At 43.7% G+C, this 16391-nt stretch carries 16 protein-coding genes and 4 pseudogenes; 10 read left to right on the top strand and 10 right to left on the bottom strand.

Going from position 1 to position 16391, the window contains the following annotated elements; genetic code table 11:
• Positions 1 to 70: 70 nt before the first annotated feature.
• Positions 71 to 1363, top strand: coding sequence for a hypothetical protein (locus C510_RS17645; RefSeq protein ID WP_218958502.1), 1293 nt, complete (start codon positions 71 to 73; stop codon positions 1361 to 1363).
• 81 nt (positions 1364 to 1444) lie between these two features.
• On the opposite strand, the gene C510_RS0106195 is transcribed toward C510_RS17645, so the two are convergent.
• The 3 genes from C510_RS0106195 to C510_RS16860 all read right to left on the bottom strand — a co-directional run bounded on the left by C510_RS0106195 (position 1445) and on the right by C510_RS16860 (position 4738).
• Positions 1445 to 2197 (bottom strand): flavodoxin, encoded by a 753-nt coding sequence (locus C510_RS0106195; RefSeq protein WP_235300823.1) that lies wholly within the window; start codon positions 2195 to 2197, stop codon positions 1445 to 1447.
• A gap of 360 nt (positions 2198 to 2557) precedes the next feature.
• Entirely contained in the window at positions 2558 to 3271 is a 714-nt protein-coding gene (locus tag C510_RS0106190) for a peroxiredoxin (protein WP_018710471.1), read from the bottom strand.
• Between the two features lie 207 nt (positions 3272 to 3478).
• On the bottom strand, positions 3479 to 4738 hold the full coding sequence (locus C510_RS16860) for an alpha/beta hydrolase family protein (protein WP_018710470.1): 1260 nt from the start codon (positions 4736 to 4738) through the stop codon (positions 3479 to 3481).
• Positions 4739 to 4883: 145 nt separating this feature from the next.
• On the opposite strand from C510_RS16860, the gene C510_RS0106180 reads away from it, so the two are divergent.
• From C510_RS0106180 to C510_RS0106165, 6 genes and pseudogenes are all read left to right on the top strand, one after another.
• Positions 4884 to 5393, top strand: a complete 510-nt coding sequence (locus C510_RS0106180; RefSeq protein WP_018710469.1) for a GNAT family N-acetyltransferase — start codon at positions 4884 to 4886, stop codon at positions 5391 to 5393.
• Positions 5390 to 5806, top strand: a pseudogene (locus C510_RS17860) (GNAT family N-acetyltransferase); the annotation flags it as partial. The gene C510_RS0106180 and the pseudogene C510_RS17860, both read left to right, overlap by 4 nt.
• 3 nt (positions 5807 to 5809) lie before the next feature.
• Positions 5810 to 6334 carry a GNAT family N-acetyltransferase gene (locus C510_RS17855; RefSeq protein ID WP_025892475.1) on the top strand — a complete coding sequence of 175 codons (525 nt, stop codon included), beginning with the start codon at positions 5810 to 5812 and terminating at the stop codon, positions 6332 to 6334.
• A 176-nt stretch (positions 6335 to 6510) separates the two neighbouring features.
• A pseudogene (locus tag C510_RS17720) lies at positions 6511 to 6954 on the top strand (GNAT family N-acetyltransferase); the annotation flags it as partial.
• Positions 6931 to 7404, top strand: a complete 474-nt coding sequence (locus tag C510_RS17715) for a GNAT family N-acetyltransferase (protein ID WP_244870458.1) — start codon at positions 6931 to 6933, stop codon at positions 7402 to 7404. The pseudogene C510_RS17720 and the gene C510_RS17715, both read left to right, overlap by 24 nt.
• 6 nt (positions 7405 to 7410) lie before the next feature.
• Entirely contained in the window at positions 7411 to 7761 is a 351-nt protein-coding gene (locus tag C510_RS0106165) for a DUF2200 domain-containing protein (protein WP_018710466.1), read from the top strand.
• A 20-nt stretch (positions 7762 to 7781) separates the two neighbouring features.
• On the opposite strand, the gene C510_RS0106160 is transcribed toward C510_RS0106165, so the two are convergent.
• From C510_RS0106160 to C510_RS0106135, 6 genes and pseudogenes are all read right to left on the bottom strand, one after another.
• The gene (locus C510_RS0106160; RefSeq protein WP_025892480.1) at positions 7782 to 8390 is read right to left on the bottom strand and encodes a hypothetical protein; all 609 of its coding nucleotides are present in this window, start codon (positions 8388 to 8390) and stop codon (positions 7782 to 7784) included.
• The gene (locus C510_RS0106155) at positions 8375 to 8890 is read right to left on the bottom strand and encodes a flavodoxin family protein (protein WP_018710464.1); all 516 of its coding nucleotides are present in this window, start codon (positions 8888 to 8890) and stop codon (positions 8375 to 8377) included. Before C510_RS0106155 ends, C510_RS0106160 begins: the two co-directional genes overlap by 16 nt.
• A gap of 108 nt (positions 8891 to 8998) precedes the next feature.
• A pseudogene (locus tag C510_RS16180) lies at positions 8999 to 10206 on the bottom strand (multidrug effflux MFS transporter).
• A 477-nt stretch (positions 10207 to 10683) separates the two neighbouring features.
• Positions 10684 to 11391, bottom strand: a complete 708-nt coding sequence (locus C510_RS0106145) for a DUF6624 domain-containing protein (RefSeq protein WP_018710463.1) — start codon at positions 11389 to 11391, stop codon at positions 10684 to 10686.
• On the bottom strand, positions 11388 to 11819 hold the full coding sequence (locus tag C510_RS0106140; RefSeq protein ID WP_018710462.1) for a gluzincin family metallopeptidase: 432 nt from the start codon (positions 11817 to 11819) through the stop codon (positions 11388 to 11390). Before C510_RS0106140 ends, C510_RS0106145 begins: the two co-directional genes overlap by 4 nt.
• A gap of 140 nt (positions 11820 to 11959) precedes the next feature.
• Positions 11960 to 12697 (bottom strand): hypothetical protein, encoded by a 738-nt coding sequence (locus C510_RS0106135; RefSeq protein WP_018710461.1) that lies wholly within the window; start codon positions 12695 to 12697, stop codon positions 11960 to 11962.
• 295 nt (positions 12698 to 12992) lie between these two features.
• Between C510_RS0106135 and C510_RS16855 the strand changes: the two genes are divergently transcribed.
• From C510_RS16855 to C510_RS0106115, 3 genes are all read left to right on the top strand, one after another.
• A complete protein-coding gene (locus C510_RS16855; RefSeq protein ID WP_025892486.1) occupies positions 12993 to 13691 on the top strand; it encodes an immunoglobulin-like domain-containing protein in 699 nt (232 codons plus the stop codon).
• Between the two features lie 73 nt (positions 13692 to 13764).
• Positions 13765 to 14052: a hypothetical protein gene (locus C510_RS0106120; protein WP_018710458.1), complete on the top strand. Its 288-nt coding sequence runs from the start codon at positions 13765 to 13767 to the stop codon at positions 14050 to 14052.
• A gap of 321 nt (positions 14053 to 14373) precedes the next feature.
• Positions 14374 to 16125 carry an FEKKY domain-containing protein gene (locus C510_RS0106115; protein ID WP_051086627.1) on the top strand — a complete coding sequence of 584 codons (1752 nt, stop codon included), beginning with the start codon at positions 14374 to 14376 and terminating at the stop codon, positions 16123 to 16125.
• An 11-nt stretch (positions 16126 to 16136) separates the two neighbouring features.
• On the opposite strand, the pseudogene C510_RS16170 reads toward C510_RS0106115, so the two are convergent.
• Positions 16137 to 16391, bottom strand: a pseudogene (locus C510_RS16170) (IS4 family transposase); the annotation flags it as partial.

The raw sequence follows: 16391 nt of genomic DNA, 5'->3' as shown, positions 1-16391 counted from the left end.
CCGCTATTCTGAACGGCGGGTTGAGGCAATACGTTCAGATAAATATTAATAAACACAAAACTAAATGAAAATGAAGAGAACATTCTTTTTTTTGATGGCTGTTTGGTCATTTATGTTGGTGGGCTGTACAGATGAGTCTACCTCTCAATCGACGATTGTTAATCCTTCTCCTAAAGAACAATGGAGTGAAACGATGAAAGGAAACGGAGAAGTGTTGGGAGCTTATCCGGACCTGTATTCCAATTATTGGGAATACACTTACAACGTAAATGAAAACCCGGATGTCGCTCTGTGCATCAAAGGACAGTTCCCTTATGCCCGTTATTTCAGTTTCTCGCTTTATAACGATGAAACGGGTACGGCAATTGGTGGTATTGATGACTATGATATCGTACCGGATGAAGGCTGTGATAACCCGTTTGTGGTGACATCGACAAAGAAAAATACGTTTACGGTCTACATTGTACCCGCAACAATGGATGAGGCACAGATAGCTAAGTTGCCTTCCAAAAATATCTGTCGGATTGATAAGGGGGTAAACCGCTTGGCTGTCTGTATCCGTCATTATCTAGGGACTGATGCAGAAGGCGAATCCGATGAATATGGTGGCGTAGAGATGCCGGCTATCACGGGGTATGACATTCGTACTCTGGAGGAAGTGAAGGCCCTGCTCCGTACGGCTTCCAATATCAATGGATTTGGAGGTACTTTTGTGCCGCAGAAATCCGACGATTACCGTGAAGTACCGTTCCTCTTGGCTCCCCGTGGGCAGTATTATCCGAATAATGCGACCAATTATCTTTATGGCCGGACACATTTGCAGACTGATTCCGTCCTTGTATTCAGTTTCAAGCCTGTGACCATCCCTCAGCGGGTAGAAGACTATCGCAATGCCAATGCTCGCTATTGGTCCATTTGCCTGGGTGCAGCTTCTAATACCCGTTCTTATTATTCGCTTTGCGACGTCAATGCACTTTCTGCTCCAGATAAGAAGTCTACATTCATCGTTTGTCAGAAGCAGAATCCGCGTCTTGCTGAAATCGAAGAAAGAGTAGCCGAGATGAACCGTGCCGGAGCATTGTGTAACTTGTTCGTCTGGGATAAAGAGAAGCTGGATGTAGACGGTAACCCGATAGGTGATATCATCGTTATCATGTATCGGAACATTCTGCCGAATGAAGCATGGGAGTATTCTATCTCTCGTATGACTCCAACGAATTATGCGGATGAAGAAGGCGAACCTTTGGAGAAAATTACGGATCCGGAAAAACAGATTGCTCACATCGCATTGGGAGATTACGGGCCTCTTGGCATGAAATATAGTACGAAAGAGTTTCTGGAAAAGGATGATATTGTAGAATAAATATAGAAGCCTCCTGCTTGGTTGATTCATGTAATCGAGCAGGAGGCTTATTGTTTGCGCTTGGATGGAAACCGTGGAGTCTTATCTGACTACTTCGGTAAATTCCGGTTTGATGTTCGGATCATTGCTGACTGTCACGTAAATGGTTGTTTTTACATCGTTGCCTTTAACGTCTTTGCTTTGTGCGGTGAAGCAGTAGTCTGTTCCTTGAGAGGTTGTACGTTTGCCTACGGTCACCGGTGTACCGAGCGGGTATTGGTAATCGCCGCAGGCTGCATTGAAGATAGCTGCTTCTTCGGGAGTCACGGGCTGTTGGGCAGAATATGCCGGCAGTTGTTCTACCTTACCTTCCAAATAACCGTTTTCGATGAGGAAACGTTTCACTTCAGCCGGTGCTTTGGTTATGCGGGCATTTCGTACACCGTAACCGGGGAGTATCTCAGCTTGGGGAAGTGCCTTTTTCAAATCATTCATACTGGCGCTCAATCCACCGCTGCCGAAAGTACAGAACGGTACAATCTTTTTGCCTGCAAAATCTATGTTCTTTACCAAAGAAGTTATCGGCAAGGCATAGGTGCCGAACCAGATGGGGTAGCCTAAGAAGACGGTATCGTATTTCGTGAGGTCGATGTCGCGTGTCTTCAAGGTAGGCACTTCGTTGTTGGCCATCTCTTTCTGGCAACGTTCGATGGTTTCCTGGTAAGTTCCATCGTAAGGTTGTTCCACTTCAATACGTAGGGTGTCAGCATGAAGTAACTGAGCGAATTCCTGTGCTACCTGTTGGGTAGCTCCAGTCTGTGAATAGTAAATCACCAGACATTTCTGTGTTTTCATATCTTCTCCTGTTTCAGTTTTTTTGTGTGAATTGCAGCCTATCAATGCCAGAAGGACAGCAAATAATATCAATCCTTTTTTCATTATCGTATGGTTTTTTGTGTGGTTAAATGGCGTATAAAGAGAAATTCGTTTCTTTGTATGAACTACAAAAATAATGTTCTGGTTGGATAATCATTTGTCGTTTAATGTTTTTTTGTATAAATGATTGTTGACGTTTGTTTTATGCTTGGAAAATGCCGTTTTCGTAAAACGGAGGTGTCAAGGTAGTTGAGTGATAAGTATAAAAAAACGGGATGTATGTCACGATTCATACATCCCGTTCTTCGGTTTATCACCGGTTAAGCAGTGTTTGAAATGTTATAGAGTTGTCCCCAATTTGCTTTCTACTTCCTCTTTACTCAGTTGCTTGGTGCAGAAGAACCAGTCGTAGCATTTCATTTCGCCTTCTTCTCCGTCCATACGGGCTTTCGCTACACCGCAGGAACCAGCTGTCGGTACAATTACCTCATCACCCGGACGCCAATCTGCCGGCAACGCTACTCCGAAATTATCGGCAGTCTGCAGGCCGATGAGGACGCGCTTGATTTCATCGAAATTACGTCCCAAAGAGAGCGGGTAGTAAAGGATGGTACGGATCTTGTCTTCCGGGTCGATGAAGAATACCGCACGTACGGCAGATGTCTGGCTTTCGCCCGGCTGAATCATACCATAAAGTTTCGCTACTTCCATGGTGATGTCCTCGATGAGCGGAAATTTCACTTCTACATCTTTCATGCCTTTGTAGTCAATCTTATCCTTGATGGTACGGAGCCAGGCGATGTGGCTGTAAAGTCCGTCTACCGAGAGGCCTACCAATTGGCAGTTGAGGGCTTCAAAATCTGCTGCCATGGTGGCAAAGGTCATGAATTCCGAAGTACATACCGGAGTAAAGTCTGCCGGGTGACTGAAAAGGATTTTCCACTTTCCCTTGTAGTCTGTTGGGAAGTTGATGACACCTTGAGTTGTTTTCGCTGTGAAGACCGGAGCCTTATCGCCGATTCTAGGCATTACATTTACTTGAGTTGCTTCCATGATATTTGTTTTTTAAAGTTGAACTTAATTGTTTTGTTTTTGTTACACTGCAAAACTACGGTAATATTCATTGACTGACAAACGGTTGTATCTATCGGCTTATAGAGAGCATCTATCAGGCTGCCGTTTGTTGGTCTTGCAGTAAAAATAGGAAGCAACTTTTGTCTGGGAAATACCTAAAACTGATGATTTTCCGTTATGTCTCTGTCATGAACCCATTCCGAGCATTGGCCCGACGAGTTCCCATAATCCCATGTAGCGTAACATGAATTCAATGCCTCCCAGGACATGCCCCGGCATGGACAAGTCTGTCAGTGTAGATGAACTCCAGAGGTTATGGGCATTTACCGCGTTGGAGTAAGGTACAAAATCATCCTGCGGAGAATGATACAGGTATACAGGTACCTGCGGCTCGATGGATGAGTTGATTAATGAATTCTTTCGTAATGCTTCGATGACGGCAATCACATCGGCGTTTCCATTGAATGTAGGTGCGGCGAAGAAATCCGGATGTATCACTTGGGTGATGTCGGTACCCAATGCTTCGTGCCATTCGAAAAGCGGTCGGGTAGAGAACATCTCATTCAGTCCCTGTTCGATGACTTCCGGAGCATACAGGTTCTCGTCACTGACTTCCAATTGCTCTCCGTACACCATGCCCCGAATCAGATAGGGGGCATATCCGGTGCGTTCGTAGGGCATCGGGTTGTCTTTGTAAGCGAGAAAGGTTTGGAGGATGCTTTCCAAATCGTAGGGACCTCCTCCAGCGTACACAGCCCGGACACTTTCTGTCAGTCCTCTTCTTTCCAGCTCAAATAAGGTAGCCATGGAGGCTTGTCCTCCTTGCGAGTAACCCATCAGTTCAATGTCATCATTGGTCTCGGTCAGATTCTTCTGTTTCAGGTATTCGCGTGCAGCTTCTATCATATCCGCACAGGCAGTGCCGGTCAACCGGTCATGCAAATAGGGATGCTGGCGGTCGGGAGTCTGACTGGAACCATAACCGATGTAATCGGCCATGACGATGACGTGTCCGCAGATAACGGGCAGCATTTCGTAATAGAAAAGTTGTTTCGATGGAGCCTCTTCCATATTGAGAGTCCCGTGTTGGATACTTACCAGATGGTCATAGGAAGTTGTCCCTTGGGGCATGGCTATGACGCCCGATGCGGTAATTGGCTCACCGTTCACTCCGGTGGTGGAGTATTCGATAGCGGCAACATCTACATCACGCATCAGTAAGGTGACAAATTCGACCGGTAGATTGATACCTTGGCCGGCTACAAAGTTGACTACCATTGCAGCCAGATCTTCTTTGTCAAAGCTTGTTTCTGTAATTACATTGGTCAGATGTCCGGTTTCAGTTCCTGTTGAAGGTTCCTCCCAAGGGGTTTCTTCATTGCTACAGGCTACAAAGAAGAGTAGCAACAGCAGGGTAAGTAGTTTGCTCGTCAGATGTTTGTTCATTCTTCAGTGTGTTTTTCAGTTGTTCAAATCGCTGTAAAATTAATCATTTGTACGAAAAGCTGAAAAAACTTTGCTATCTTTATCCCGATAGGTACAATTTTGTATGTATAGTGTCGATTTTTTATCCAAAATCTAATCACATTGTATGAATAAGAACGAACAGAATGATACGTCAAGGAATACATTGCTTTTCCGCCCCGCTACCCCAACCGATATTCCTGAACTGAAAGAACTTTTCCGTAATACGGTGTTGGCAGTCAATATTCGTGATTATACGGCTGAAGAAGTGGCTGACTGGGCTTCGTGTGGTAATTTACCGGGGCATTGGGAAGAACTGCTCGCAACTTTGCACTTCATCACAGCCTGCGATGCCGAAGGTCGTATCGTTGGTTTTACTTCCATCCGTAATGACGGTTATCTGCACTCTATGTTCATTCATAAGGACCATCAGGGAGAGGGTATCGCCACCGCCCTGTTGCAACGGATTGAAGCATACGCCATGGAGCACGATATCCAAAACATTACTTCGGAAGTAAGTATCACGGCCCGTCCTTTCTTTGAAAGTCGGGGGTATGTTGTGGAACTGGAACAACGTGCGCAAGCTAACCGTTTGAAACTAACCAATTATAGAATGAGAAAGCAAATTGGAATATGAAAATAAGAAAACTGAAACAGGCAGAACAGAAGCTGGCTATTGCATTGGCATTGGATGTGTTTATAGCCTGTGGAAAAGCCGATTATGATGAGGAAGGACTAGGTGTATTCATGAGTTTTATCGGCGATGAAAGCCGCATCCTGGAATTGACTTTTTGGGGAGCATTTGATGAGGCCGGAACATTGGTAGGGATGTTGGCCATACGGGAGAAAGACCATCATCTCTCGATGTTTTTTATCCATCCGAACTATCACCGGAAAGGTATCGGACGTGCCTTGTTTGATTTTGCCATGCAGGAACATCCTTATTGGAATGTTACGGTGAACTCTTCTACATACGCTGTGCCTTTCTATCAAAGTCTGGGATTTTCGCCTTTGGATGCTCCACGCAATTATCACGGATTAGTCAGCGTCCCGATGAAGAAATGCTCTTTCCGGCTTCGTACTTGGCAGGAATCGGACGTTTCCTCGTTAGCTCAATATCTGAACAACAGGAAGATTTGGGATAACTGTCGAGACCGTCTTCCGTACCCTTATACAGAAGAAGATGCACAATCCTTTATCGAATATGCCATGAGTCAACAGGAATCTTGTGAATATTGTATCGAGATAAACGGTGAAGCAGTCGGCAATATCGGTTTTATGCGGGGAACAGATGTGGAACGCTACAATGCCGAAACAGGTTATTGGCTGGCAGAGCCCTTCTGGAACCAAGGTATTGCCAGTGAAGCCCTCCGAGAAGCCTTACGACGTTATTGGGCAGCAACAGATGTCGTCCGTGTATTTGCCAATGTGTATGAAAGCAATATCGCTTCCATGCGGGTACTCGAAAAAGTAGGGTTCCGTAAGGCAGGTATTCTTCGTAAGGCTTGTTTCAAGAACAGTCGCTTCGTGGATGTCCACAGCTTTGAACTGTTGAAAGAAGACTTTATGAAGTCATAGACGGAAGTTTAAAATAAAACCCGTATTTTTGCGTTTAAAGCAAGGCGTGAATGCTTCTAAAAACAATAAAGTGATTGCTTTATGATTTTAAGCTTTATAATGGCATTGTCGTTTGGTTTCTGAAAAAGAAAATGAGACAGGTTGACAACCGAATTTGATACCTACAAGAGTTTATTATGAGTATACAATTCATTACTATTGATAAAAAGCATTATCTTCCTCTCCTTCTTCTTGCTGATGAGCAGGAATCGATGATTGACCGTTATCTGGAGCGAGGCGATTTGTATGTCATGAATGACGAAGCGAATCCCATCGCAGTAGCGGTTGTGACGGATGAAGGGAATGGAGTGTATGAGTTGAAGAATCTGGCAGTGATACCCGCTTACCAACGAAAAGGTTACGGACGGCAAATGATAGAGTTTCTTTGCCGGCATTATGCCGATGTGTGTCACACTATGCTTGTCGGTACCGGAGAAAGTAGGCAGACAGTTTCTTTTTACAAAAACTGCGGCTTCAAATACTCACATACTGTCCCTGATTTCTTTACCTGTCATTATGACCATCCGATTATGGAGGACGGAAAAATGTTGAAAGACATGATTTATTTCCAGAGAAAGCTGTCGCGCCTTTGTTGCCATTCCTTGTCTGAACGGACTGATGCCTTGGTCAATGCTTTGGTCGAATTATGGGACGCATCGGTCCGGGCCAGCCACCATTTTCTGGCGGAAGAAGATATCCGGCGTCTGATTCCGTTTGTCGGTGAAGCCATTCAAGGGGTTGAAACGCTGTTGGTGATGTATCAGGGCAGTCGACCGGTGGCTTTCATGGGAGTTGAGAACCGGAAGATAGAAATGCTGTTTGTTGCGCCCGATTGTTTTGGAAACGGATTCGGGAAACAGCTTGTTCGGATAGCGATAGAGCAGTATGGTGTCTGTTATGTAGATGTAAACGAACAGAATCCGCAGGCGGAAGGCTTCTATCGTCATTTAGGCTTTCGTACCTTTGAGCGGACAGAAACGGACGAGCAAGGCAACCCGTTTCCGATATTGAAAATGAAACTTGAAAACTAATTTCAGATGGACTACGAAAAAGTATATCAGATGCCTTTTGCGAAAGTTTACCCGTTGCTGGTGAACAAAGCTCTGCGGAAAGGCCGTACACAGGCCGAAGTGGATGAAATCATTGCTTGGCTGACCGGTTACGAAACCGTCCAGCTTCAGGAGTTTCTGGATGGGCCGCTTACATACGGCGATTTCTTCCGGAATGCTCCTTCTCCGAATCCGGACCGGATAAAAATCAAAGGCTCTGTCTGTGGAGTGAAAGTGGAAGAGATTCAAGAGCCTTTGATGCGTGAAATCCGTTATTTGGACAAGCTGGTAGACGAATTGGCCAAAGGGAAACCGATGGACAAGATACTGAGAAAATAGGGCAGGCTAGGAGAAGGGATTTATTTCCCTTCTATCTCCATTGTCTGCATCTGCTCCTTGGTCGTTCCGAATTTTTTCCCATAACGGGTCCAGTAACTCTGGGCTGCCAGGCGGAACAGGCTTTTAGGCAATGGCATGGTAGCGTGTAGAATCCGGTAGTCTTTGTTTGTAATGGAGTGCGCCAATCGTTTGATATTTCGTTGGGCTATGTATTTGAAAGGAGTTTCAAGAATAGCTTCTCCACTACCCAGCATCAATACGGAACCAATGGTAAAACCGTTGCGACGGCAGAAAAAGTGCATGATACGGATGGCCACTTCGTTCTGTTCGTATTCCAGAAAACCGCAGTTTATCAGAATAGAGATGACCGGCTTACTGGCTGGTGGATTGGCTTCCAGTGTTTTCAGAAAATTCAGGAGACCGACAGGCAGGGAATCGGCATACAGGGGGAAGACGAACAATACATCGGTATACCCTTCCATCGCCGCACACAATTCCTGATGGTTCCTTTTGGTGATGTTCTGATAAACCGTTTCGTCCGGACAGTGCCGGGTGAAGATTTCGGCGTATCGCTTGGAGTTTGATTTCGGAGCTTTGGGGCTACCGTTCAATATCAAGATTTTTCCCATTTTTCTAAAACGTATTTTACCATGTCGTCTACCATGGATTCGGTGGTGAATAAGATTTCGTAATGCTCGAAATTCATGTTATGAGCGTTCCGTGAAACGAGTTGGCGGAAGATGCTGTACTCTTCCTTGTCCTCGGCACCGTAAGCGATGATGGTCGCCTTTTTGCTGGCTACGGCCCGTTGTACATGGTGGGTTTCACCGTGGTGGATGCGGATAAAAGCCTGTTGGATAGGGATGGCACGTTCCAGCATGGTTTTCATGACAGTGTCATAGCTGCCGTATTTCAGCCGGCTGACGTAGAGTACAGTGTCACTTTCAGCAATGCGGGGATACACCTGAGTGGCATCGTCACGGATGATGCATCGGCCCGGTGTCTTGGTCCAGCAGCTGAAGCATCCTGTACAGTTGGCTATTTTCAGTGATGACAGGTCGATATAGTGAATTTTGTCTCTATCTTGGATAGGAATATTCAGTGGTCTGTCGCTTAGAATCAGTTTCATCGTTTAGGTTATCTGTTTATATCTATGAACGTTTACCCAATGGCCTTTGTTCGGTTCGGATGTATTTTTACATCTTTCAACCGGTTCTTAAGGTGACAGGCCGTTGTCTTAATGTTTCTGTACCATGCTGTTTAGGGCGAAATATACCCGTGTCCGTCTGCGGCCGAGGGCAACAAGGATGCAGCCCATCGAACAACATGCACAGACTACGAACACGATACCCGTAGAAGACAGGATATTGCCGATACCTACCAACGGGGAAACGATACCCCCGGCTGCAAAGCATACGGCACCCAGCAGGGCTGATGCGGTTCCAGAGTTGGCCCGTTGGCTTTCCATGGCCAATGCCGTACTCGAGGTGAATGTCATACCCATGCAGAAAAGCAGGACCAGCATCAGGACTTCGTATATCCAGAAGTTACACCCGGACATCAGGGCTATGCATAGCAGGACAGAGAGGACTGTCATGCCGCAACATCCGGCCAAGGTACTGCTTTCCGGGCGGTGGAATTTGACCGACAAGGCGGCTGCGATACCGATTGACAAGGCGTTGACCGCGAAACAGATGCTGAAAGCGAATGCGGAGAAGCCGTAATGCTGTTGGACGATAAAAGGAGAAGAGGCGATGTTGGCGAACAGCACTCCTTGGGCAAATGCCATCTGTAGTACATAACATACATAACGTTTGTCGTGCAATACGGTACCGAAGCTGCGGAATGTATCTTTCCATTTCTCGGCCGACCGTTGTTCGGATGGCAGTGATTCGCGGAAACGATAGCTACCGGCCAATAGAATGACACCCAGTCCGAGTAATATCCAGAAGATACCGTGCCAACCGATGACATCGGTCAGTAGTCCGCCGGCAATGGGAGCCGCTACCGGAGCTACTCCGTTGATGGCACCGATGACTGCCAGCATCTTGGCCAGTTCCCGTCCGGAAAACTTGTCGGTGGCTACCGACCGGGAGATGACGATACCTCCCGCACCGGCTATGCCTTGCAGCAAACGGAAGGCCACAAACTGTTCGATATTCTGAGCAAACAGGCATAAGAGGGTAGAGGCGATGAACAGCCACATGGCTACAAGCAGCGGTAACCTACGGCCGTAACGGTCACTCAACGGACCGAAAAAATCTGTCCCACACCCAGACCTATCATGCTGGTAGTGAGACCTAACTGTACCATTGAAGAAGTGGTATGGAAATATTCTCCCATCGAAGGCAGGCTGGGTAGATACATGTCGGTAACGAACGGACCGAATGCGGTGAACATGCCCAGCAAAATTAACAGGAAGACTTTTGAATTTTCTTTTGTCATATTCTTTTTACCTTTTTAAGCGAGGCAAAGTTACTGACATTTTTAGGGAATACGGAAACTTTTATAGGGTGACTCTGACTATTTTTCGAAATTGTTTTCAAAACTTAACAGAAGCGTACGAGCTGGAGTAAAACTACTTTGTAGGGTACTTTGCCATCCATTCTTCATACTCTTTCATTGCGTTGTTCTGTTTCTCCCTATGCTTTTTATACCTTTACATTCGTTAAGAGTTATCCCAACAAGCAAAGTGATGCAGACCGTAGAAATTAGGACGGTTGCCAAGCTATTACCCAAAAACAGGGAAATTCTTCTAATTCGTTTAATTTCAAATAGCTATATTCCTTATACAGATTTATGAAAATAATTTTGTTTTCATTTGTTAGGGCTGTTCTTTTATTAAAGAAGGTCATGAGATAAGACTATTTTAGTAACTTATCCTGTTATTTGGATAGAAGAGATTAGATTGATGGAAAACTGTTATTCGGAACTTTTATGATTCAGTAGTCCCATCTTTTTCATTTGACTGACTGTCAGTTCAGGATCATAGATTACTTCGCATCCTACTGTCGTTTTGAGCATCTGAACATAAGTTTCAATATCACCTGCCCCAATTTCATTTCGAAGTGTATTCAACTTTCGGGCATCTTCTACTGGCCAAATGTAAATAACCTGTTTGCCTTCTGATGTCACAGTGTAGGATTGTGTTCCATACTTTTGTGGTTTACCTTCTTTCATGCAGATTCTGTCAGTCAGAACTGCAAAATCATTGGCACTGATTAGCTTTTTGCATGCTGCTTCTTCCATGATTGGCAGGTACTTTTTTTGTAGTTTCAAGTCGGCATGGTCTATAATCAACCATATAGCTTTATAAGATTGTGGAGACAATCCTTTTGGCAGGCCGTTCTTCAATATTGACGCTATCAGTAGCTGATTCTCTTTATCAATTATTTGAGTCTGTTCTTGCAGCATCATGAGAGAGTCGACTGTTTCTGCCGAAATGTTGTCAGCTCCAACATTGTTTAGTCTGTTCATTAAGTTTAAAGATTCGGCTCTTACTTTTTGGTCTTGCTTGTAAGCTTTTGTCAAGAGAGAATCAATTTCTTGAATGTCTTGTGCTTGCAGCGGTGCGTTGAATGCCAATAGAATTGATGCAAATAAAATTACGTTTTTCATTAAAGTTCTCATAATTGTAATGATTTTGAAGTCAGCAAAAGATTGAGTTTATCTCCAATTCCAGCATGGCTTTCGTTGACCAGGTTGATAAAATCGGTGTATTTTAAAGGATACTTTCCTGCGTATTCCCGATAAAATCTGGATATGATTGCTATCCATTCGTTGTAACCGATTTCCTTCGCAATGCGGTCCAGTACCAGTGGTCCTTTTCTGTAGACAACGGTATTGTTGTTGTTTTCTACGACATCGATTATCGGAACGTCCTGATATGTTCCTTTGATTTTTTCATATTCTGACCTACACTTATCGAGTTGTGTTTCGTATGATTGGCGGCCATAGAAACGGCGGATAAATAGCAGCGTCATGAACTCATTCAATGATTCTTTCATGAAATAGGCACCCGGTTCTCCATCGTCAATGAGTAGTGTCCATTCGCCCAACCACCGATGTCCGATTTCATGTATTAGCGGATAGATGTCAGGATATGAAGAGAACTTCTTCTGAGAAGCTGAGATGAAACCGATATTGTATCTGTTGCTGAATCCTTTTCCGTTGTGAAACAGATAAATTGGAAATGTAGTTACATTTCGTGCATCGGAAATATAGTCTTCGCCATAGACTTTGCTAAAAAAACGATACTTGCTTTTGTCAGTTGAAGCAGTTCTTCATAGCGTTTTTTGCCGCATTGCATATCTTTTATCTGATAGACAGAAACTTTGTCGGGAAGGTAAGCAGCCGTCTGTTGGTAAGCGTTGTTGCGCATGAAAGCCAGTGTGATAGACTGGGATAAAATGTGCTTCAACTTGCCGCTGTAATTGGTAGTGTGGCTTGATTTCAAAGGATAGGAGCAAAGGAAAGAGAGTGAATCCGGCGTTTCCACATTTATGGCGACATTCATGTATTTATTGGGTATATATGGATAAAAGTGTTCGCCGAAGCTGGTCTCCCATAGTTCAGTATCTCCTTCTCCATAAATGAAGAAAGCGGACAGGTTTGTGTAGTTGTAATTTATGGTGACATGAACCGAACGTTTCGCTTTTTTGCGGATTACGATATTCTTTGCTTCCCGATTATATTCATATTCAAGTGTATCACCATCTACCTTTAGATTTTCAATAGAGAATTCCTGACCTCCACCCAAATTCATGGAGATACTGTCTTCATTTTGGAAATCCAGTGAGAAGGAACAAGTGATATGGAGATTGGCTGCTTCCTGATTTATTTTACTGATGTGGAGTGTGTAGTTCTTTATTTCTGCTGCCATTGCCATGTGCCCTGTCATCAATAGTAATGTTGTGATGAAAATGATTGTTCTCATAGTAACTTCACATATATAGAATGTTTCATTGTTTCTTCTATTTCATTATTCATGGAGTCTATGGAATCCACAAAAAGAGTAATATACTTTTTTATTCGGTGTTCTTCATACCATATGAACGTGCTATTTGAGAAAAGAGATGAAGAATCAATATTCAGACAACGGTCCAAACAGTATATACTTTTCTTTTTTAACTTTATATACAAAAATACAAAATATAGGATAGATAGTTGTATTTTCATATTTATATTTCTACGTTTTTTTGTACATTTAGAAATCAAGAATGTAAAATTCCATGAAAAGTTGGCTGATATTCATTTTCTGCTTGATGACTGTAGTGATTCTTTCTACTCAATCATCAAGAAAAGATATTGATTCTTCCGAAGAAATGCGGAAAAATGAGAGCCGGTTGGACAGCATCTGGCGTAAGGAAGATATTTGGAACACCAGTTGTACAGGGACTGACAAGTCAAGGCAAAATGAACTTCCGGAAAAGACTGACTCCAAAGCTATCCGCGCTTTTGAGGAAACGAATGATACGCTTGTTGACCGGAATGATGAGACAACAGAGGATAGTGTATCTGTCGTGTCACAGCCTGTAACGATGGTGTTGAAACCTATCGTGCGGGATATTCCATCCGGCCTTCCGATTGATGCTGATTCACTCTCTATGTATACGGAATATGATTCTTATCCGGTATCGGTAAATGAGGTCAAGCTCTATATTACAAATCATACGGAGCGTGAATTTGAGGGTGGAGAGGAGTACAGTCTGGTTTATTACAATGAGGTCAATCGGGAATGGGAATTGCAACCCACCGCTCCGATTATCAACAGTGTATTGTGGTTATTTTCTCCTGGGAGGGCTACTCACTCGCAGACTATCCGTTTCTATATGGACAAGAACCGTCCCGGCAAATACCGTATTTACAAATCATTCAATCATGATACAGGGACGGCTTATGCAGAGTTTGAATTGGTCTCAGAGATGTAGTATTAAGATATAAAAGTAGATAGATATAATCAGTGCAACAGGAATCTTACACAATAATTAAATCGGTTAGGATATGGGAACTTTAGGATGTATAAATGACATGTTACGGAGGGACAAGGAAAACCGTGAACTGCGTAAACGTGGCCGTGAGAGAATGCATGAAACACGGAAGAAACTTCTTGATGCCCGGAAAATGCAGACAAATTCACAACTGTCTGCAGAGGAGATTGATAGTATCAGAGAGAAAATCGTGGAAAAAGAAGAATGTGATAAAAATCAGGCTTTCAAGATAAAAATGAAGATGATGGTTCTTTGTCTATGTCTGTTTCTGATTATGTATTTGTTATTCTTACTATGTTAACACTGTTCTATTTTTTCTGAGATGTCGTAATCAAGCTTATGTATAAATGAGATTTGAAAGAGATGCTTCTTATACCTTTGGGAAACAGGTCGTATTTATGATATGTGATACAATATGGACTGAAGATGTTTATGATTAAGGTGATAGCTTCATTTCTTGGAGGTCGCTTTATAAATTTATCTGTACCGATACATATAAAGTGTTATTTCATTGATACATAAGTTTCGTTTATGCTAATTGGGATTTCCTTTTCCGCAAGTTTGAAAAACCGTTTCTTTTTTGTATCTTTCAAGACGAGATTTATCTTACAATCAGGTGCGTATGAAAAAGATGGTATTGTGTATCCTGCTGTGGATCGCCGTGCTGCCGCTCAAAGCCACAGGTCAATCGGGCGATGTGATTCGTCTGGAAGGAGAAGAATGGGTTTTGATGGCAAAGCCGATAGGGTACGACTCTCTGCTTTGTATGCGGATGGATGATTTTCTTCCGGAAAATGTCAGTCGGTCTACGGGCAATTATAGCGGCTATACCGCTTTCTGGGAGGTACGTGACGGGTATCTTTGCCTGCAACGAGTAGAAGCGGATGTCTACGATGAGGTCAGCAAGAAGGAATCTACACGGGTGTATGAGGTGAAAGACTTGCAGCCTATTTTTGCGGCCTATTGTCGGGCTGGAGAAATTCAAGCCCGTTGGTTCAGTGGGGAACTTCGGGCCGGGAAAGGAGATGTGGTGAGATATGTGCATGACGGGTTCGACCGCAACATGGAAACAGAACGGGTGCTGACCGTTCGGAGCGGTAAAGTGCTGGAAACGCAGACTTATCATAATTACCGGAGAGCCGGATTGAATCTGATGAAGGCACAAGGGGAAATCGTGCATCGGTTTCCTTGGAAGCGGTTTCCTGAATATCAGGGAGAACGGATTATTTTTTCGATAAGTGATTTTCAGATGACGGAAGACGGTCACTTCGTAGACTGTGACGTACCTTTCATTTATCTGCGTTCTTCGCGGGAAAAAATAGACGGCAAAAATCATCCGCTGGCCCTCGCTTTTAAAGAAACGCTGAAATCCATTTATCCGTGGGAGGTGCTCTTCATCAACGGAAAGTACACGAGCGAATATCGGAATCTTACTATAACTTTGAGGGGAGATATAACGCATAATAAGGGTGATTCTGCAAAATACACGATTGTGGGTCGGGTGTATGGTGAATCCGTCCGTCAACGTCCTCCTTATGATGTGGTACATGCTGTGCTGGTTGGCTCCAATTTGAGCATGGCTGGACAACCGTTTCAAGGATGGCTGACAGATTCCACCGGCTGCTTCCGGATAAAGGGGCTGGAGGCCGGAACTTATCATCTGAAAGCGGAATATGTGGGGCTGGCTCCTTGTGATACGGTAATAACTCTCCCTTCGCAGCATAATGACACGCTGTGTATGGTGCTTCCTTTATGGTATGATTATATTTTGAAATATGACTGTTCGCCGGAGTTGTCGAAAGAAAATATCCTCAAGAGACATCCCAAGCTGCGCCTGGTAATACCGGAAGAACAGGAACAAAAAATCCGCACACACTTTTTCTGGAAAAAGTACGGCGTGAGTTATGACGCTTTTTATCCATTGAAGAAAGATGGCACACTGGACTGTTATCTGGGTGTTCCCAATCATCTGCTGACAGCTTATAATCAGGTGGTTTTTGATTATCTGGATAAGAAATTTGGTACATCATGGCGCAAGGAGGCTCCGAAAGGAATATTTGGTCTGGATAAATCTTTAGATGAATTTCGTGACTATAAATGGTTTATCAAGACTTTACATAAGGAAAGCAAATATCCGGTAAAGTTGCTGAGCAAGGGAAAAGAGTGTCTGCTTCGCATTGAATATGTAGTGGACAGTAACGGATATATTGTGCAACCGAAAATCATTTCTTGCAGCAACCGGTCATTTCGGAAAACTGCATTGGACACTTTTAAAAAGGTGATGAATGTCCCTACTTTATTGAAGGCAGGTAAAGATACACTTGTAGTTCAATATAAACTGGATTCTTCTACTATTCTTAAGTTTCGCAAGTAAAGTGTAGCTCCTCAGGCGGCTGGTGTCAGCCTGTCGAAAGCCTGCTTTACTGCTTTGATTTGTTTATCGTTTGATATTACTTGTTCTGTCAGAACCATTGCATCACAGTTAAGTACCTCGGCAATGACGTTTATAACTTCTACGATCAGCAGCCAAATTTTTTCGGCTACTGAAAGTTCAACAGAGTTCTTTGAAATTTCAGCAAAGAGTCCTCCGATAGTTTCGTATGACTCATTGCGTTTGACATAACTGAGTATATTGTACTG

The organism is Phocaeicola barnesiae DSM 18169 = JCM 13652, assembly GCF_000374585.1.
Classification (GTDB): Bacteria; Bacteroidota; Bacteroidia; order Bacteroidales; family Bacteroidaceae; genus Phocaeicola; species Phocaeicola barnesiae.
The sequence above is the reverse complement of the archived record's forward strand: the minus strand, read 5'-3'. Positions and strand labels throughout refer to the sequence as shown.